The following is a 16,315-nucleotide window of genomic DNA, read 5'->3' on the forward strand; positions in this document are numbered from 1 at the left end:
GCCCGCGCTGACTATCCGATCGCGAAGTCTCTCCGGCTGATCAGCGCCGCGGAGCCCGCGAGGGCCGCGACGGTGATGCCGAGCATCCAGTATCCCCCGGTCCAGTCGACGTTCCCGACGACGACCGGGGCGTCGGCGAAGGGCGAGACGTGCCGCAGCCACTCGGGCAGCTTGATCAGGCCGCCGAAGATGCCGACGAATGCGCCGAGACCCAGAGCCGCCCAACCGACCAGGATGGTCCAGGTCGGGAGGACGACGAACACCAGCGTCAGCACGCCCAGGTAGACCAGGGCGACCGGCAGCTGCGCCGCCGCCGCCGAGAACGAGTCGCCGATGGTGGAGGCCGGCTCGCCCGCGGACACGGCCGACAGTCCCGACGCGACCGCTGCGGCCAGCAGCACGAGCACGATCGCGATCAGCCCGACGGCCACGATCGAGAACAGCCAGCGCACGCGCGAGAGCGGCGTCGCGAGCAGCACCTCCGCCGTGCCGGACGCCTCCTCCTGCCGCAGCCGGATGACGCACTGCACGGCGGCCGCAGCGGCGAGCACGCCGACGATGGAGAAGATCGCCGAGATGAAGAGCTGCGTGAGCGGGCCGGAGCCGCCCGCGCCGATCCGCGTCATCGCCTCCCGGATGCCCGCGAGGTCCGGGTTCTGTGCGAGCGAGCTGTTGATCGCGCTGCCCAGGGCTCCCGCGAGCAGTCCGCCGAGCGCGCCGCCGACGGTCCAGCCGACGACGGTCGGCCACTGCAGGCGCCAGGCCAGTCCGAACATCCCGCCGAGCGCCGGGGAGGCGTCCGCGCGCCCCGGACGCGCCGCGATGAGGCCGGCGCCCGAGTCCCTGACCGCCTGCAGGCCGAAGACGCCCGCGACAAGCAGCGCCGCGAAAGCCACCTGGAGGAGGAGCGGCCGCGGGTCGTCGGCGGTGAACGCGGCGGACTGCTCGCCCCAGCCGATGGGGCTGAGCCAGCTGGGCCACGCCGCGCGCAGGTGCGTGCCGTCGCCGAACGGCGTGCCCATCGCGTCCCCGATGCCGCGCAGCACATAGGCCAGGAGGACCACCGCCGCGGAGAAGCCGTTGGCGGCGCGGGACGTGCTGAACACCTGGGCGAGCAGGAGACCGACCCCGAAGAACGCGAGCCCGGCGCCGCCGGTGACCGCGCCGGCCACGAACGATCCCGCGACCGGGAGACCCGTCGAGATGAACCCCAGAGCGACGAGCACGGCGAGCAGGATGTTCGCCAGCGTCGCGTGGATCACGGTCGCGGTCGTCGGCAGCAGCCGGCCGGCTGGGCTGGACGCGATCAGCTCGGCGCGGCCCGACTCCTCCTCGGCGCGGGAGTGACGCACGGCGAGGAAGGTGTTCATCAGGCCGGCCAGCAGAGCGAGGAACGTGAAGATCTCGAAGAAGGTCAGAGCCGCGAGGGTCGTCCCCTGCGGCAGACCGCGGAGGACGAGGATGGTCGGGTCGGCGATCGCGAGGCGGATCAGCTGCACGCGCGACGCCGCGCTTCCGTACGTCTGCTGCAGGCTCGCCGCGGAGAACGCTCCGAGCGCCGCGATCGAGAGCAGCCAGATCACGAGCTGCCAGCGGTCGCGGCGCAGGCGCTGGCGGACCAGCGCGGCGAGAGTCGCGGCGGTGCTCGACCGGGGCGCCGTCGCACGTGTCGCAGCCGGCGCCGCGGGAGTCGTCACGGTGGTCATCGCGCCGCTCCGGCCGGCGCAGCGGGCCGTCCCGCGGTGTCCTCGCTCGGGTCGTCGCCGTAGTGGCGGAGGAACAGCTCCTCGAGTGACGGCGGTGCGACGGTGAGACCGCGCACGTCGAGGCGAGCGAGCGCGTCCAGCACCGGTCCGAGCGCATCGCTGTCGGCGGTGAAGCGCACCCGGCCCTCGCGGACGGTGGCGTCATGGGCGCCGGGCACCCGCGCCAGCGCCTCCGGCGCTACTCCCTCGGCCCGGAAGGAGACCTCTGTGCGGGTCAGATGCCGCAGCTCGTCGAGCGTGCCCGTCTCGACGGTGCGGCCGGCCCGGATGATGCTGACCCGGTCGCAGAGCTGCTCCACCTCCGACAGGATGTGACTCGAGAGCAGCACCGTGGCCCCCTCGGCGGCGACGCGGCGGATCTCGGCGTCGAACACGGCCTCCATCAGCGGGTCGAGACCGCTGGTCGGCTCGTCCAGGATGTACAGGTCGGCCGGGGTGGCGAACGCGGCGACGAGCGCGACCTTCTGCCGGTTGCCCTTCGAATAGGCGCGGCCCTTCTTGGTCGGGTCGAGCTGGAAGGCCTCCACGAGACGCTTCTTGCGCGCCGCATACGCCGCCCGGTCCGACGTTCCGCCCCGCAGGCGGCCGAGCAGGTCGATCGCCTCGCCGCCGGACAGGTTGGGCCACAGGCTGACGTCGCCGGGAACGTAGGCGATCCGGCGGTGCAGCTCGACCGCATCCCTCCACGGGTCGCGGCCGAACAGGGCGGCGCGGCCGCCGTCCGCGCGCGCCAGGCCCAGCAGCACGCGGATCGTGGTGGACTTGCCCGCGCCGTTCGGCCCGAGGAAGCCGTGGACGTCTCCCGGAGACACCTCCAGGTCGAGGCCGTCGAGGGCGCGCACGCGCCCGAATCGTTTTTCGAGTCCGGAGACGTCGATCACCGCATCCATGGACGGCATGCTACGCCGTTTTCAGTAATTCGTGAAAGTTATGTTTTCAGCGAAGCACTATGCCTGTCCGCAATCCACCGCGTCGATGCCGGCGTAGTCGTGCACCGACGCCGAGTCGGGGATGGTGAACGTGTACGGGACGCCCTCCTCGAGGTCGACCGTCGTGCTCCACTGGTCCAGCTCATCGCCATCGGGCGTGTCCGAGAACCCGGCCGTGACCGTAGCGCCCGCGCAGGTCTGGCCCGGGGTCAGCTCGAAGGTCCAGCCGTCGACGTAGTGCACGTGGACGCCGTCGACGTCGTAGTCGTCGACGGTCGCCGGGTCGTCCGGAGCGGCGTCCGTGGGGTCGTCCGACGGCGTGTCCGAGGGAGCGGCGAACGGCGCCTCGGTCGACGATCCGCTCGGCTGCGCGAGACGGCTGGAGTCGTGGGCGATCGCGGCGATGGTGAACAGTGCGACCAGGAGGATGACGAGCCCGCCGGCCATGCTGCCGAGCGTGATGCCCACGATCGCGCCCGTGGACAGCCCGCGGCGCGCCGGCGGCGCGGGGTACCAGGGGGCGGGGGCGGCCGCATACGGAGGCTGCTGCGGCGGGTAGCCGGGAGGTGGCGGGGTGAAGGGCTGGCCGGTCGGATGCTGCGGGGGTGCGGGAGGCTGCGCTGCAGCCGCATTGTGACCCCCGGGCGCCTGCCACGCGGATGCGGCGAGCACCGCATCCCGGGCCGCCGTCACCGCGTCGCGCCGCTGCATGTCGGCACCGGCCTCCACGATCCGCTGCTCGTACGCCCGCTGCACCTCGTCCGTCCCGGCCGAGGCCGGGATGCCGAGCACTTCGGCCGCTTCGTTCGGACTCACCGCGCCCCCCATCTCCCACCGGCGCAGCTCCCACCGGCGCCGCAGCGCCGGGCACGCGGTGGCCGGGTCAGCGCGTCCGGGACGATCGTATCCGCCGGGCGCATAGGAGCCCGCCAGGGTGGCCTTAGGCGACGCACCTCGATCGTCTGCGGCACTCGGTGAAGGTCTCCGCGGCCCCGCTCAGGCGCTCAGCGTCGTGAGTCCCCGACTCAGCCCCTGGTCGCGCCGCCCCGGACGCTCCGCCGTCGCGATCTCGCCCAGCTCGCGCATGGTCCGGGCGTAGTAGCCGCCGGCGACACCCGAGCGGTAGGCGGCCGGCTGCAGGTCGGCCTCGTTGCGCAGCCGGATCTCCGCCCGCGCCGCCTCGATGGGCGTGATGATCTTGACGCCGGCGCGGTACCGGATCAGCCGGTGCACCCACTGGTCCAGCTGCTCCGGGAGACCGGCGGGAACGCGGTCGTGTTCGCTCGCGAGGGAGCTGCGCGAGCGTCCCCCCGTTCGGTTCTCGACGGGCGCGCCCCGATCCGCCGCCTCGCGCTCCGCCCGCCGTCGGTCCGCCGCCATGACCGACAGCAGGTCGTCATGGCGGTTCGCCTGCCGGGAGAGCACGTCGAGCTCATCCAGGGCGGCCGCGTACTCGTCCTCGTATCCGGCGTAGTCGTCGGGATGCGCGGCGCGGTCGTGCGCCAGGTCGGCGCGAGCCGTGGCCGCCTGAGCCCGCGTGAGCACCGTCCGGCCGCTGCGCACGCGCTCCAGGCGCCAGGTCCAGGTGGCGAGACGCTCCGGCATCAGGTGGCTCATGCGTCCACCGTATGGGCGACCACCGACATCGGACGGAGCGGGCCCGCGCGCCGGTGGGGCGGGCTAGCGTGGATGGTCGTGAGCACCATCCTGCGCCGCCGGCCTGTCGATCGGGAGATCCTGCGTCTCGCCGTTCCGGCGCTCGGCGCGCTCGTGGCGGAGCCGGTCTTCCTGCTCGCGGACTCGGCGATGGTGGGGCACCTGGGAGTCGACCCGCTGGCGGGTCTCGGGATCGCCAGCGCGGTGCTGCAGACGGTGGTCGGGCTGATGGTGTTCCTCGCGTACAGCACCACCCCCGCGGTGGCCCGCCGGATTGGCGCCGGCGACCTGCGCGGCGCGGTCGCCGCCGGCGTCGACGGCTGCTGGTTCGCGCTCGCCCTCGGCGTCGTCCTGGCGGCGGCGGGATTCGCGGCCGCGCCGTTCCTGGTCGGCCTGTTCGGCGCATCCCCGAGTGTGACCGCGCAGGCGACGCAGTACCTCGCGCTCTCGATGTTCGGCCTGCCCGCCATGCTGCTCGTGTACGCCGCGACCGGCCTGCTGCGCGGCCTTCAGGACACCCGCACGCCGCTCGCCGTCGCCGTGGCCGGGTTCGGCGTCAACATCCTGCTCAACTACCTGTTCATCTATGTGGCGGATCTCGGGATCGCCGGCTCGGCGCTCGGGACCGTCGCCGCCCAGTGGGGCATGGTGGCGGTCTACGTCGTCATCGTGGTGCGGCACGCCCGCCGCGCCGGCGCATCCCTCCTCCCCCACCACTCCGGACTCGGACGCACCGCGCGCTCGGGCGGCTGGCTGTTCCTGCGGACGGCGAGCCTCCGCGCCGCCATGCTGCTGGCCGTCTTCTGCGCGACGCAGCTGGGCCCCGACGAGCTGGCCGCGTTCCAGGTCACGATGACGGTGTTCGCGACCCTCGCCTTCGCGCTCGACGCGCTCGCCATCGCCGCCCAGGCGCTGATCGGCAAGGGCCTGGGCGAGGGAGACCTGGAGAGCGTGCGCGCCGTCCTGCGCCGCTGCCTGCAGTGGGGTGTCGGCGCAGGCGTCGTGCTGGGGCTGGTCACGATCGCGCTCAGCCCGGTCGCGGCGGTGGTCTTCACCTCGGATCCGTCCGTCGCCGCGCTGCTCCCGCTGTCGCTCGCGATCGTCGGAGTGGGCGCACCGCTCGGCGGGTACGTGTTCGTGCTCGACGGCGTCCTCATCGGAGCGGGAGACGCGCGGTACCTGGCGCTGACGGGGCTCGTCAACGTCGCGGTGTTCGTCCCGTTGGCCATGGCGGCCGCGGTGTGGGGCGGCCACGACGGCGGCGGGCTCGCGGCGCTCACGGCCGCGTTCGCGATCGGGTACCTCGGCGCCCGCGCGGTGACCCTGGGGTTGCGGGCGCGGGGGCGCCGGTGGATGCGGGCGGGGGCGACCGTCTAGGGGTTCCGGCGGCTGCCGGGCGCGCTGCTGGGTCGGTGGTGGATGCGCGGCGGGCCGCTGCTGTCGCTGCGCCGGTGGGCGTCAGCCCAGCCACTCCCGCGCCGCGACCACGAGCGCGCGGACCCCGGTGTCGATCGTCGGCTGCGGCAGCGGTGCGAAGAACGGCGAGTGGTTGGTCGGGATGTCGGTCTCCACGGTCCCGGCCGCCATCGCGCGGAGCACGGTCTCCGGGTCGGCGCCTCCGAGCATCCAGTACACGAGGGGGGCTCCGGCCGCGGTGGCCAGGTTCCCGACGTCCTCGCTGCCCGACAGCGCGCCCGGGTGGAGCACGCTCGCCTCGCCGAACTCCCGCGCGAACGCGGTGTTGACCCGCTCGGTCGACTCCGGATCGTTCACCGTGACCGGGTAGCGCTCGCCCCACTCGATGTCCGGATCCTGCGGGGCGCCCGACGCCTGCGACTCGGCCGCGATGACGCGGTGGACGCCGTCCAGCACCTTCTGCCGCACCTCCTCGTTGAAGCTGCGGACGCTGATCCCGAGCGTCGCCTCCGCCGCGATGATGTTGTTCTTGGTCCCCGCGTGGAGGCTGCCCACCGTGACGACCGCCGTGTCCTGCGGCGCGATCTCGCGGGAGACGACGGTCTGCAGCCGCATGACCGTCGCGGCGGCCATCACGACCGGGTCGATCGTGGTCTCGGGACGCGAGCCGTGGCCGCCGCGGCCGTGGAGCGTTACCTCCATCGTGTCGACCGCCGCCATCGCGGCGCCGGGGTGCGCGCCGACCATGCCGGCCGGGTAGGGCAGCACGTGCTGGCCGAGCACCACATCCGGGACGGGCACCTTCTCGAACAGGCCGTCGTCGACCATCACCTGCGCGCCGCCGCCGTGCTCCTCGGCCGGCTGGAACAGCGCGACCAGGGTGCCGGACCACTCCGTCCGGGCGGCGTCCAGCGCCTCGACGGCGCCGAGAAGGCAGGTGATGTGGATGTCGTGGCCGCACGCGTGCATCAGCGGGATCGAGTTGCCCGCCTCGTCGGTGACCGACTGCGTGGACGCCCACGCGAGCCCGGTCTGCTCGCGAACAGGGAGCGCATCCATGTCGGCCCGCAGCAGAACGGTCGGGCCGTCGCCGTTGCGCAGCACGCCGACCACGCCGGTCGTCGCGATGCCGGTGTGCACCTCGAGGCCGAGCTCCGTGAGGCGGTCGGCGACGATGCCGGCGGTGCGGTGCTCGGTGAACGCGAGCTCGGGGTGGGCGTGCAGGTCGCGGTACAGGGCTTCGAGATCCATACGGCCACCCTACGACCGGGGGCGCTGGGCCGCTGGTGGGGGTGGGGCGTGTGGGGCGGGGTTGGCGGCGCGGGTCGTCGGACATAGGGGTTGAGATGTCCGACGCAAGCTCTGCGGAGGGAGATGCGCGGCGGATCGGCGCGGGCAGGCCCGGCGGCAGCACGATCGTCGGAAGAAGGGTCCCAAATCTCCGACACAACGCTCTGCGGAGGGAGATATGGGCGACATCCGCGCGGATCTCCGACGAACGGCGACGGATCTCCGACGCAACGCCGGGCACGGTGACCGGGCGACAGCGGCCCCGTCGGGCCCGGCGGCAGCATGATCGTCGGAGAAAGGGTGCGAAATCTCCGACACAACGCTCTGCGGAGGAGATGTGGGCGAGATGCGCGCGGATCTCCGACGAACGGTGTCAGATCTCCGACGCAACGCGCCGGCGCAGGTGACAGGGGCGATCCTTTACGGACGGCGACGGATGTCCGACGCAATGATGTGGACGGCGCAACGGGCAGGCACGCCGCGGTGCGCCGCCCGCGCGGTGGGGCGACCGCGCGGCGCCCCTCCCGCCTGCGCTACGCGACGGGGCGGGGCGCGGCCGTCGTGTTGCCGCGGTGGAAGACGCTGGTGAACGTGGAGGGGCGGGGCACGCCGCCCTCCAGCATCTCGACGACCGCTCGTCCGGCGGCGCGACCCTTGTCGACGGCGGGCTGCACGAGGGTGGTGAGGTCGTAGGGCCACAGGCCGTCGACGCGGACGCCGTCGAAGCCGACCACGCTGACGTCGCCGGGGACGTCGAGTCCGAGCTCCTCCGCCGCGCGGATCACCCCGGCGGCGAGCAGGTCGCTCTGGGCGATGATCGCGGTCGGGCGGGTGGACGGAACCTCGAGCATGGCGCGGCCGGCGAGGCGGCCCTCCTCCACGAACGAGCCGCGCGTCACCCATCCGCCGGCGTCCGGGAAGACGTCGCGAGCTCCGGCGAGGCGTTCGATCGCGGTGGTCGAGCTCGCCGCGGCCACGCGGTCGGGCGTCAGTGCGCCGCGCGCGCGGTCGCGCGTCAGCGACAGTGTGACGACGGCAACATCGCGGTGTCCGAGGTCGGAGAGGTGCTGGGCGGCGANNACGCGCGTCGCCTCCCGGTTGTCCTGGCCGATGGTCGGGACGCCGTCGGCCGGGTCGCCCTCGATCGCCACCAGGGGGATGCCGCGCTGGCGAAGCATGGCGACCGACTCGTCCAGGCGCGGGCTGCAGCCGATCAGGACCACCGCGTCCATCGGGGCGTCCTCGATGCGCTGGGCCGCCTCCCCCGCGTCGGTGAGGATGAGGAGGCCGGCGTCGATCGCGCCGATCTCCTCGGTGATGCCGTCGAGCAGGGCGATCTTGATCGGGTCGCGGAACGCATCCCGAACGCGCTCCTCCATGACCACGCCGACGATCCCCGAGCGTCCGCGGCGCAGCGAACGCGCCCGCGGGTCGGGTCCGGCGTAGTTGAGCTGCTTCGCGGCGGCCAGCACGCGCTCGCGCGTCGCCTCGGAGACCGGTCCGGTGCCGGAGAAGGCGAGAGACGCGGTCGAGTTGGACACGCCGGCCAGGCGGGCGACCGCGGCAAGGGTGGGGCGCGCGGTCGCCGGGGCTGTGCTGGGTTCGTTCACGTGTGATAGCTTAGTCGAATCGTTTCGATCGAAACGATTCGAGCCACCAGACACTCAGGAACAGCGACGATGTCACAGCCGACCTCCGCCCCGACGCGCACCCGCCGAGAGCTGACCGCGTGGCGCAACGCCGTGTTCGTGATCTTCATCCTCAGCGGGCTCGCGATGGCCACCTGGGTGGCGCGCATCCCGGGCGTCCGCGACGACCTCGGACTCGGCAAGGACCCGTCCGCGGTCGGCCTCCTCATCCTCGGGATGTCGGTCGGCGCGATCGCCGGCCTCTCGGTGTCGTCGCCGCTCCTCGTCCGCTTCGGGCCGCACAAGGGGATGGTCGGCGGGCTCGTCATCGTGGCCATCGGAACTTTGAGCATCGGTTTCGGGTCGACCACGTTCCACAGCGTCCCGCTGGTCGCGATCGGGCTCATCCTGCTCGGCTTCGGCAACGGCATGGTCGACGTGATGATGAACGTCGAGGCGACGGCGGTCGAGCGCGAGATCGGGAAGACGCTGCTGCCCCTGATGCACGCGTGCTTCAGCCTCGGGACGGTCTTCGGCGCCGGCATCGGCGCGCTCGCCGCCTGGCTGCTGGTGCCGGTCGCCTGGCACCTGCTGGGCATCGCGGTCGTGATCGTGGTCGTTGCCGTGGTGGCGATCCGTTTCATCCCGCGCGAGGCGGAGCTGGGGGACGACGCGGAGCAGACGGAACGCATCCCCTTCGGCGAGCGCTTCCGCACCTCGCTGGCGGTGTGGGCCGACTGGCGCCTCATCCTCATCGGCGTGGTCATGCTCGGGATGGCGTTCGGCGAGGGCTCGGCGAACGACTGGATCTCGCTGGCCGTCGTCGACGGACACGGCCAGACGAACTCGGTCGGCGCGGTCGTCTTCGGCTTCTTCGTCGCGGCGATGACGGTCGGCCGCGTGGTCGGCGGACCGATCGTGGACCGCATCGGACGCGTCGCCGCCATCCGCATCACGGCCGGCATGGGGGCGGTCGGACTCGTGCTCTTCATCGTCGGCGGACCGATGTGGGTCGTCGTGATCGGGACCGTGCTCTGGGGCTTCGGCGTGTCGCTCGGCTTCCCACTCGGCATGTCGGCCGCCGCGGACGGCGCGGCGAACCCGGCCGCCCGCGTGTCGGCCGTGGCGATCATCGGCTACTGCGCGTTCCTCGCCGGACCGCCGCTTATCGGCTTCCTCGGGCAGCACTTCGGGCTGCTGAACGCACTGTTCCTCGTGCTGGCGCTGCTGGTCGCGGCGTTCCTCGCGGCGCCGGCCGTGCGCCCGGTGTCGGCGCCGCCTGCCGACCGCCGCCAGAAGGCCGCCGAGCCCGCCTGACCCGCGGGGCGGGTGCGGAACGGGCGCGGGCCGCTTCGCGAGTTGCGTCATCAAGTCACCACTCGCGTGGAATTCGCGCATCCACTCACGACTCGAGGCCGGCGCCGAGTCGCACGGAGAGCTCGCTGCCGCTAGTTTCGACATCAAGTCACCACTCGCGCGCGATTCGCGCATCCACTCACGACTCGAAGCGCGCACGGGTTCGCGGAGAGGTCGCGTCGCCGCGAGTAGCGACATCAAGTCACCACTCGCGCGCGATTCGCGCATCCACTCACGACTCGATCGCGAAGCGGGCGCGCGCGCTCACACGAACGCGAGGCGCACCGGGGTCGGGACGGGGGATGCGCCCAGCGGCGTGAGCCTCCGCGTCGGCTCGTCGAAGGCGAAGACCGTGACCTCGTCGCTGTCCTGGCAGGCCGCGAGCACGCGGTCGCCGTCGGGAGCGATGACGAGGTCGCGCGGCGACCGGCCGCCGACGGGCACGGATGCGACCAGCGTGAGCCGGGAGGCGTCCGGGTCGAATGCGAACACCGCGATCGTGTCGTCCCCGCGGTTGCTTGCCAGCACGGTCGTCCCGGATGCCGTGACGCACACCGCCGCGGGGGCGTTGTCGCCGGTGGCGCCGTCCGCGCGGGTGGTCGTGCTCTGCACCCGGACGAAGCGGTCGCCCTCGCGGCGGAGCACGTCGATGCTGGAGTCGAGCTCGTTCACGAGCAGCGCGTGTGCGCCGTCCGGGTGGAACGCCAGGTGCCGGGGACCCGCGGACCCGATGACCACCGTCGCACCGGGCCGCAGGGCGAGCGACCCGGTGTCCGACAGCCGGTACCAGCGCACCTCGCCCAGCCCGAGGTCGACAACGACGACGTCCCCTGTCACCGGGTCGATGCTCAGCTGGTGGACGTGCGGCCCCTCCTGGCGGTCGGGGTCCGGGCCGCGGCCTTCGTGCTGGATGAACGCGGTCCGCTCCCCGAGCGAGCCGTCCGAGCCGAGCGCGTACACGGACACCGTGCCGCTGCCGTACGTCCCGGTCACCAGCAGGCGGCGTTCGGGATGCACGACGAGGTGGGCGGGCGACGCCCCGCCGCTCGATGCGGAGCCGAGCTCGGTGAGCGCGCCATCGGCCGCGCGCGCGAAGGCGACGACGCGTCCGTCCGGCTCGGTCTCGCTCACGGCATAGACCGCTGCGGCGCCCGGCGCGACCGCGACCCACGAGGGATTGGTCACCCGGGCGGCGACCGCGACGTCCGACACGGCGGTCCCGTCGAAGCTCGCCGAGAGCACCCCCTCCGCGTGACCGTCGACGTGCGGGAGGGTCTCGGTGTACGTGCCGATGAGGAGTTCGCGGGCCATGCGCCCATCCAACCACCGCGCCCGGGTGCGCCCCGGCGCCCTGCACGTAGGATGTTCCGGTGCGTCTCGTCATTGCCACCTGCTCCGTCGACTATGCCGGGCGGCTCAGCGCGCACCTGCCGCTGGCCACGCGGCTGCTGATGCTGAAGGCCGACGGCAGCCTCCTGGTCCACTCCGACGGCGGGTCGTACAAGCCGCTCAACTGGATGAGCCCGCCCTGCACCCTCACCGTCGACGAGCCGGACGAGCTCCAGGCCGCCGCGGGCATCCGCGAGGTGTGGCGTGTCACCCAGGCGAAGACGGCGGACATGCTCGTGGTGTCCATCCACGAGATCCTCAGCGACACCGCGCACGACCTGGGCGTCGACCCCGGCCTGCAGAAGGACGGCGTCGAGGCCCACCTGCAGAAGCTCCTCGCGGAGCAGATCCACCTCCTGGGCGACGGGCACGTGCTGGTGCGCCGGGAGTACATGACCGCAATCGGGCCGGTCGACATCCTGGCGCGGGACGCGGCGGGCGCGGCGGTCGCCGTCGAGCTGAAGCGCCGCGGCGACATCGACGGGGTGGAGCAGCTCACCCGCTACCTCGAGCTGATGAACCGCGACCCGCACCTGGCGCCGGTGACCGGCGTGTTCGCCGCGCAGGAGATCAAGCCCCAGGCCCGCACGCTCGCCGAGGACCGCGGCATCCGCTGCCTGGTGCTCGACTACGACGCGATGCGCGGCCTCGACGACAGCGACAGCAGGTTGTTCTGATGGCCAAGCCCCGACCCCGGTTCCCGCAGACCTACGAGAACGCGCCCGTCCGGAAGGCGCTCGCGGCCATCGCCGCCGAGCCGACGCTGGAGAACCTGGATGCGCTGCTCGCCGCGGCGACGAAGGGCGGGCTCGTCGTCGATGTGACGGGGTCGACCCCGCAAGACACCCGCCTGCGCACCATCAGCTCCACCACCGGGGAGCCCGTGCTGCCGCTGTTCACCTCGACGAGCGCGCTCCGCGCCGCCGTCGCGCAGACCGCCGAGGGCGACGGCGCTCCCGTGCAGGCCGTGATCGTGCCGGCCGTGGAGGCGCTGGGCTTCATCCGCACCGCCGATTTCGTGGCCGTTCAGTTCGATCCGGGCGCCGAGCACACCATGGTCGTCGCGCGCTCGCACATCGAGTCCGCCCTCGGCGAGCACTGAACCGGCGCTCAGAAACGTCACATACCATAGGACCGCTATGACCAACCCGACCACCACCGTCACCCGGACGTGGACCTGCATCCTGTTCGACCTCGACGGAACCCTCACCGACTCCGCCCCCGGCATCACCTCCTCGCTCGCGCGCATGTTCGCGACGCTCGGCCAGCCGGTCCCCTCCCCCGCCCAGCTGCTCGAGTACGTCGGGCCGCCGCTGCTGGAGTCCCTGCAGGAGCTCGGCGGGATGACGGAGCCTGCGGCGCGCGACGCGCTCGCCGTGTACCGCGCCGACTACTCGCAGCACGGCGCCTTCGACTCGGCCGTGTTCCCCGGCATCCGCGGACTGCTGGAGCGGCTGCACGCCGCCGGCATCCCGCTCGCGCTGGCCACGAGCAAGCCCGAGCTGCAGGCCACGCGCATCCTGGAGCACTTCGGCCTCGCCCAGTACTTCGAGGTGATCACCGGCGCGACCGAGGATGAGAGCCGCAGCGCCAAGGCGGATGTGGTGGCCGAGGCCCTGCGCCGGCTCGAGGAGCGCGGCGTCGACCTCGACCACACCGTGATGGTCGGCGACCGCCAGTACGACGTCGAGGGCGCCGCCGCACACGGCCTGCCGACGATCCTCGTGGAGTGGGGCTACGGCTCCCCCGCCGAGGCCGCCGGCGCGATCGCCGTCGTGCACTCGGCCGACCAGCTCCGGTCCCTCCTCCTCGGCTGACGGGGGCCTCTCAACGGGCCCGAGGACGGGACTAGGCCGCGCCACGGCTGCCCGGGTAGGCTGATGTGTTGCGAAACCGCACCTCATACAGCACTAGGAATCATCATGCGCACACGTAATCCGTTCGTTCCGGCCGCCATCGTCGCGGCCCTGACCATCGGTTCCCTGGCCGGGTGCTCCACCGCCGGGAACAGCAACTACGTCACCCCGCAGACCGCCGGCTCCTCGTCCTCGGCGCAGGCGACCTCCGGGTCCTCGGACTCCTCCGACTCCGGGGCGACCTCCGAGGAGCTGCCGTCCGACTTCCCGAAGGACGACGTCCCCCTTGTGGACGGCACCGTCGTGGTCGCCCGCGGCGACAAGGACAACGGCTGGTCGGTCACCGTGCAGCCGTCCGGCAAGGACGCCTTCGCGGACGCCCAGTCGGCCCTGAAGGCCAAGGGCTACACCGAGCAGCCCGGCGCCACGGACAGCGCCGCCGTCTACACCAACGACAAGTACACCGTCGCGGTGAAGACCCCCGGCGTCTCCGTCACGTACGCCGTGACCGCCAACCAGTGACGCGCTCCTCGTAGCGCACGGGCCGCCCACCGTCCACGCGACGGTGGGCGGTCCGCTTTCTCCGGGAGCGGCGTCAGGCGTCGATGATGCGGACGAGCTCGTCGATGAAGGCCGTGAAGGTGTCGGCGCGGCGGATGAGGCCGAGCACGGCCTCCCGGTCGGAGAAGACCTCGACGAACTGGTCGAAAACCGTCTGGAACGACGCGCGCCCGGCGGCGGAGAACGCGATGAACGCGATCACGTTGACGCGCGCATCCCCCCAGTCGATGGCGGTGTCGTTGATGACGATCGCGATGGCGGTGCGTTTCGCGCTCATGGTCATCGCGTGCGGCACGGCCAGCGAGTCGGTGAACGCCGTGGACGACATCTGCTCGCGCTCGACGGTCTGGTCGACGTACTCCTGGTCGATCGCCCCGGCTGCGATCATCCGGTCCCCGAGGGCACGGATGAGGGTGATCGGGTCGCGGGCGTAGAAGTTGCGCAGGAACAGGCTCTCGTCGAAGTACTCGAGCAGCTCGCTCTTGATGCGCGCGCGGTGACGCTGGCGGCGGATGCGCGACGCCGCCTGGCGGATGTGCTCCACGTCCGTCTCGGTGAGGAACGGCTGCACGATCACCGTGTTCTCGCGCCTCCCCCGCGGGTCGATCGTGGTCAGCACCAGGTCGGCGTCGAGCTCCTCCCAGTCCACGTCCGTCGAGGTGATGACGCTGGTGATGTCGAGCTCGTCGCCGAGCGTGCTCTCGAGCCGGTCGCGCAGCAGGATGTGCATGTCGTAGTAGTTGGGGCACACGACCGCGCAGGTGACCGCGTCCCGCCGCCGCGACTGCTGCTCCAGGTAGGCGCCGACGTGCATGGCGATGTAGGCGATCTCGTCGTCGTTGACCGCGATGCCCTCGGCGGCCTGCAGACGGCTGGCGATGTAGACGGCGAGCTCGTAGATCATCGGGTACGAGCTCTTGATCGACCGGGTCAGGGGGTTACGCGAGTACGTGTTCTCGTGGGCGCGGGCGACGAGGTTCTGCACGTGGAGGCTGAGGCGCACGATGAAGTCTTCGTCGTGCAGGTCGACGAGGTACTCGCTGGAGGCGCGGTCGATGATGCCGCGGACGACGTCGAGGTGGGCGGAGCTGACGAACTCCTCGATCGGGTCGCGGCCGGCCCCGGGCGCGATCACCCGCGTGCGCATCAGGATGGCGAGGTAGCGCAGCTCGGTCGTGTCGAGCGTGGTGCCGAACCGCCGCTCGATCAGTTCGCCGAGGTCGTGGGCGAGCGACTGGATGGTCTCGCTGGTCTCCGGCTCATCCACTGTCGGGAGGACGCGATCCTTGGCGACCCGGTCGAGCGCCACCGCCATGTGCAGCAGCACGTCGTTGATGCCGTACTCGTTGACGAAGAACCCGCGCGCATCGAGCATCGCGACGAGGTCCGACTTGAACTCGGCCAGCCCTTCCGCGCCGAACGCCTCCTGGATGCGCGCGACGTCGATCACGCTCTGGCGCATCTCGTCGCGGAACAGGCGGCTCAGCAGCTTCCGCCGCGCGATCTCCGGTCCGAGCAGCTGCACCGCCGAGCCGTGCCGCTCGAGGGTGAGCTCGGTGCCGGTGAGGAGCCCGCGCATCCGTGTCAGGTCGGACTCGATGGTGGAGTCCGAGACGAACAGGCTCTCGGCGGTCTCGTAGACGTCGATGCCGTCCGGCTCGTCGAGCAGCCTGCGCGCCAGGAAGACCAGCCGCTCCTGCGGCGACCCGGCCTTCCCGGTGTCGGAGCTGCCGTCGCCCGCCAGGTAGGCGGCGTACGCGTCAGGCTTGACCCGGTATCCGCTGGGACCGGACTCGACGACGTCCCCGAGCGCGGCCGCGTACGAGCGGATGCTGCGGGTCGTCACGCCGATGTCGTGGGCGAGTTCGCCGGCCGTCACCCAGGCAGCACGACGCGCCAGGATGTCCAGCATCCTCGTCTGCTTCGCCGAGAGCGCCACCGCGATCACCTTCCCGTCACGAGTCAACCACCCCTCGCGCCCGCGACCGGGCGTTCCGGCGATGTTTCCGCACCCCCGGAAGAAACGCTGCTGGAAGCGTCCCGCCGCCCGGAGGGACCATGACTGTCGTCCCATGAGCTCCACCCAGCACCTCCCCGCATCGATGGATGCGGCCCTGCGTCACCCGGAAAGGCAAGATCGATGAGGATCGTGGTCGTCTGCGGCGCCGGTGCGTCCAGCACCTTCGTCGCCGTGAAGCTGCGCAGCGCGGCACGCAGCCGCGGAGCCGTCGTGGAGGTCGAGCCGGGCAGCGCCAGCCAGCTGGAGTCTCTCACCGGCGTCGACGTCGTCCTCGTCGGAGCGCACCTCGAGTACGCCGTGCCTGGCCTCCGTGAACGCGCCGCCGCGACCGGCACCGCCGTCGCCGTGCTCCCTCCCGTCTCCCCGGCCGCCCTCGACGGCGACAGCGCGCTGGACCTGGCCCTCAGCGCCCAGGCGACGACACTATGAGAGACGGCGGCCGCCTCCG

15 protein-coding genes are annotated in these 16,315 nt (G+C 72.3%); 7 read left to right on the forward strand and 8 right to left on the reverse strand.

Annotation, left to right across the window (positions count from 1 at the left end; translation table 11 throughout):
* Positions 1-11 precede the first annotated feature (11 nt).
* The 4 genes from ACTJI1_RS12970 to ACTJI1_RS12985 all read right to left on the reverse strand — a co-directional run bounded on the left by ACTJI1_RS12970 (position 12) and on the right by ACTJI1_RS12985 (position 4,312).
* Positions 12-1,706, reverse strand: a complete 1,695-nt coding sequence (locus tag ACTJI1_RS12970) for an ABC transporter permease (RefSeq protein WP_440742970.1) — start codon at positions 1,704-1,706, stop codon at positions 12-14.
* Positions 1,703-2,656, reverse strand: a complete 954-nt coding sequence (locus ACTJI1_RS12975; RefSeq protein ID WP_440742971.1) for an ABC transporter ATP-binding protein — start codon at positions 2,654-2,656, stop codon at positions 1,703-1,705. The genes ACTJI1_RS12970 and ACTJI1_RS12975 overlap by 4 nt, the downstream gene beginning before the upstream one ends.
* A 57-nt stretch (positions 2,657-2,713) precedes the next feature.
* Positions 2,714-3,511, reverse strand: coding sequence for a hypothetical protein (locus ACTJI1_RS12980; protein ID WP_440742972.1), 798 nt, complete (start codon positions 3,509-3,511; stop codon positions 2,714-2,716).
* A 180-nt stretch (positions 3,512-3,691) separates the two neighbouring features.
* A complete protein-coding gene (locus ACTJI1_RS12985) occupies positions 3,692-4,312 on the reverse strand; it encodes a hypothetical protein (RefSeq protein WP_440742973.1) in 621 nt (206 codons plus the stop codon).
* A gap of 72 nt (positions 4,313-4,384) precedes the next feature.
* Here ACTJI1_RS12985 and ACTJI1_RS12990 point away from each other — a divergent pair, with 72 nt between their 5' ends.
* Complete coding sequence (locus ACTJI1_RS12990) at positions 4,385-5,728, forward strand: MATE family efflux transporter (protein ID WP_440742974.1); 1,344 nt, start codon at positions 4,385-4,387, stop codon at positions 5,726-5,728.
* An 81-nt stretch (positions 5,729-5,809) separates the two neighbouring features.
* Here ACTJI1_RS12990 and ACTJI1_RS12995 read toward each other — a convergent pair whose 3' ends face one another.
* Positions 5,810-7,018: an amidohydrolase gene (locus ACTJI1_RS12995; protein WP_440742975.1), complete on the reverse strand. Its 1,209-nt coding sequence runs from the start codon at positions 7,016-7,018 to the stop codon at positions 5,810-5,812.
* Positions 7,019-7,590: 572 nt separating this feature from the next.
* Complete coding sequence (locus ACTJI1_RS13000) at positions 7,591-8,667, reverse strand: LacI family DNA-binding transcriptional regulator (protein ID WP_440742976.1); 1,077 nt, start codon at positions 8,665-8,667, stop codon at positions 7,591-7,593.
* A gap of 69 nt (positions 8,668-8,736) precedes the next feature.
* On the opposite strand from ACTJI1_RS13000, the gene ACTJI1_RS13005 reads away from it, so the two are divergent.
* The gene (locus tag ACTJI1_RS13005; protein WP_440742977.1) at positions 8,737-10,002 is read left to right on the forward strand and encodes an MFS transporter; all 1,266 of its coding nucleotides are present in this window, start codon (positions 8,737-8,739) and stop codon (positions 10,000-10,002) included.
* 303 nt (positions 10,003-10,305) lie between these two features.
* Here the strand turns inward: ACTJI1_RS13005 and ACTJI1_RS13010 are convergent, their stop codons facing one another.
* Positions 10,306-11,352 (reverse strand): lactonase family protein, encoded by a 1,047-nt coding sequence (locus ACTJI1_RS13010; RefSeq protein ID WP_440742978.1) that lies wholly within the window; start codon positions 11,350-11,352, stop codon positions 10,306-10,308.
* Between the two features lie 59 nt (positions 11,353-11,411).
* Here ACTJI1_RS13010 and nucS point away from each other — a divergent pair, with 59 nt between their 5' ends.
* From nucS to ACTJI1_RS13030, 4 genes are all read left to right on the forward strand, one after another.
* A complete protein-coding gene (nucS, locus tag ACTJI1_RS13015; RefSeq protein ID WP_440742979.1) occupies positions 11,412-12,107 on the forward strand; it encodes an endonuclease NucS in 696 nt (231 codons plus the stop codon).
* The gene (locus ACTJI1_RS13020) at positions 12,107-12,532 is read left to right on the forward strand and encodes an SseB family protein (protein WP_440742980.1); all 426 of its coding nucleotides are present in this window, start codon (positions 12,107-12,109) and stop codon (positions 12,530-12,532) included. The genes nucS and ACTJI1_RS13020 overlap by 1 nt, the downstream gene beginning before the upstream one ends.
* 37 nt (positions 12,533-12,569) lie before the next feature.
* Positions 12,570-13,247, forward strand: coding sequence for an HAD hydrolase-like protein (locus ACTJI1_RS13025; protein ID WP_310132879.1), 678 nt, complete (start codon positions 12,570-12,572; stop codon positions 13,245-13,247).
* Positions 13,248-13,352: 105 nt separating this feature from the next.
* Positions 13,353-13,808, forward strand: coding sequence for a hypothetical protein (locus ACTJI1_RS13030; protein ID WP_440742981.1), 456 nt, complete (start codon positions 13,353-13,355; stop codon positions 13,806-13,808).
* 73 nt (positions 13,809-13,881) lie between these two features.
* Here the strand turns inward: ACTJI1_RS13030 and ACTJI1_RS13035 are convergent, their stop codons facing one another.
* Positions 13,882-15,786, reverse strand: a complete 1,905-nt coding sequence (locus tag ACTJI1_RS13035) for a BglG family transcription antiterminator (protein WP_440743389.1) — start codon at positions 15,784-15,786, stop codon at positions 13,882-13,884.
* Between the two features lie 201 nt (positions 15,787-15,987).
* Between ACTJI1_RS13035 and ACTJI1_RS13040 the strand changes: the two genes are divergently transcribed.
* Positions 15,988-16,296 (forward strand): PTS sugar transporter subunit IIB, encoded by a 309-nt coding sequence (locus ACTJI1_RS13040; RefSeq protein WP_310132874.1) that lies wholly within the window; start codon positions 15,988-15,990, stop codon positions 16,294-16,296.
* Positions 16,297-16,315: the final 19 nt, after the last annotated feature.

The sequence above is a fragment of the Leifsonia sp. 22587 genome (assembly GCF_052044215.1).
Taxonomy (GTDB): Bacteria; Actinomycetota; Actinomycetes; order Actinomycetales; family Microbacteriaceae; genus Leifsonia; species Leifsonia shinshuensis_C.

Excerpts from the sequence above, each read along its gene's own strand:
- ACTJI1_RS12970 (WP_440742970.1), bottom strand. The coding sequence starts at position 1,706 with ATGACCACCGTGACGACTCCCGCGGCGCCGGCTGCGACACGTGCGACG.
- ACTJI1_RS12975 (WP_440742971.1), bottom strand. The coding sequence starts at position 2,656 with ATGGATGCGGTGATCGACGTCTCCGGACTCGAAAAACGATTCGGGCGC.
- ACTJI1_RS12985 (WP_440742973.1), bottom strand. The coding sequence starts at position 4,312 with ATGAGCCACCTGATGCCGGAGCGTCTCGCCACCTGGACCTGGCGCCTG.
- ACTJI1_RS12990 (WP_440742974.1), top strand. The coding sequence starts at position 4,385 with ATGGTCGTGAGCACCATCCTGCGCCGCCGGCCTGTCGATCGGGAGATC.
- ACTJI1_RS12995 (WP_440742975.1), bottom strand. The coding sequence starts at position 7,018 with ATGGATCTCGAAGCCCTGTACCGCGACCTGCACGCCCACCCCGAGCTC.
- ACTJI1_RS13005 (WP_440742977.1), top strand. The coding sequence starts at position 8,737 with ATGTCACAGCCGACCTCCGCCCCGACGCGCACCCGCCGAGAGCTGACC.
- ACTJI1_RS13010 (WP_440742978.1), bottom strand. The coding sequence starts at position 11,352 with ATGGCCCGCGAACTCCTCATCGGCACGTACACCGAGACCCTCCCGCAC.
- ACTJI1_RS13020 (WP_440742980.1), top strand. The coding sequence starts at position 12,107 with ATGGCCAAGCCCCGACCCCGGTTCCCGCAGACCTACGAGAACGCGCCC.
- ACTJI1_RS13025 (WP_310132879.1), top strand. The coding sequence starts at position 12,570 with ATGACCAACCCGACCACCACCGTCACCCGGACGTGGACCTGCATCCTG.
- ACTJI1_RS13030 (WP_440742981.1), top strand. The coding sequence starts at position 13,353 with ATGCGCACACGTAATCCGTTCGTTCCGGCCGCCATCGTCGCGGCCCTG.
- ACTJI1_RS13040 (WP_310132874.1), top strand. The coding sequence starts at position 15,988 with ATGAGGATCGTGGTCGTCTGCGGCGCCGGTGCGTCCAGCACCTTCGTC.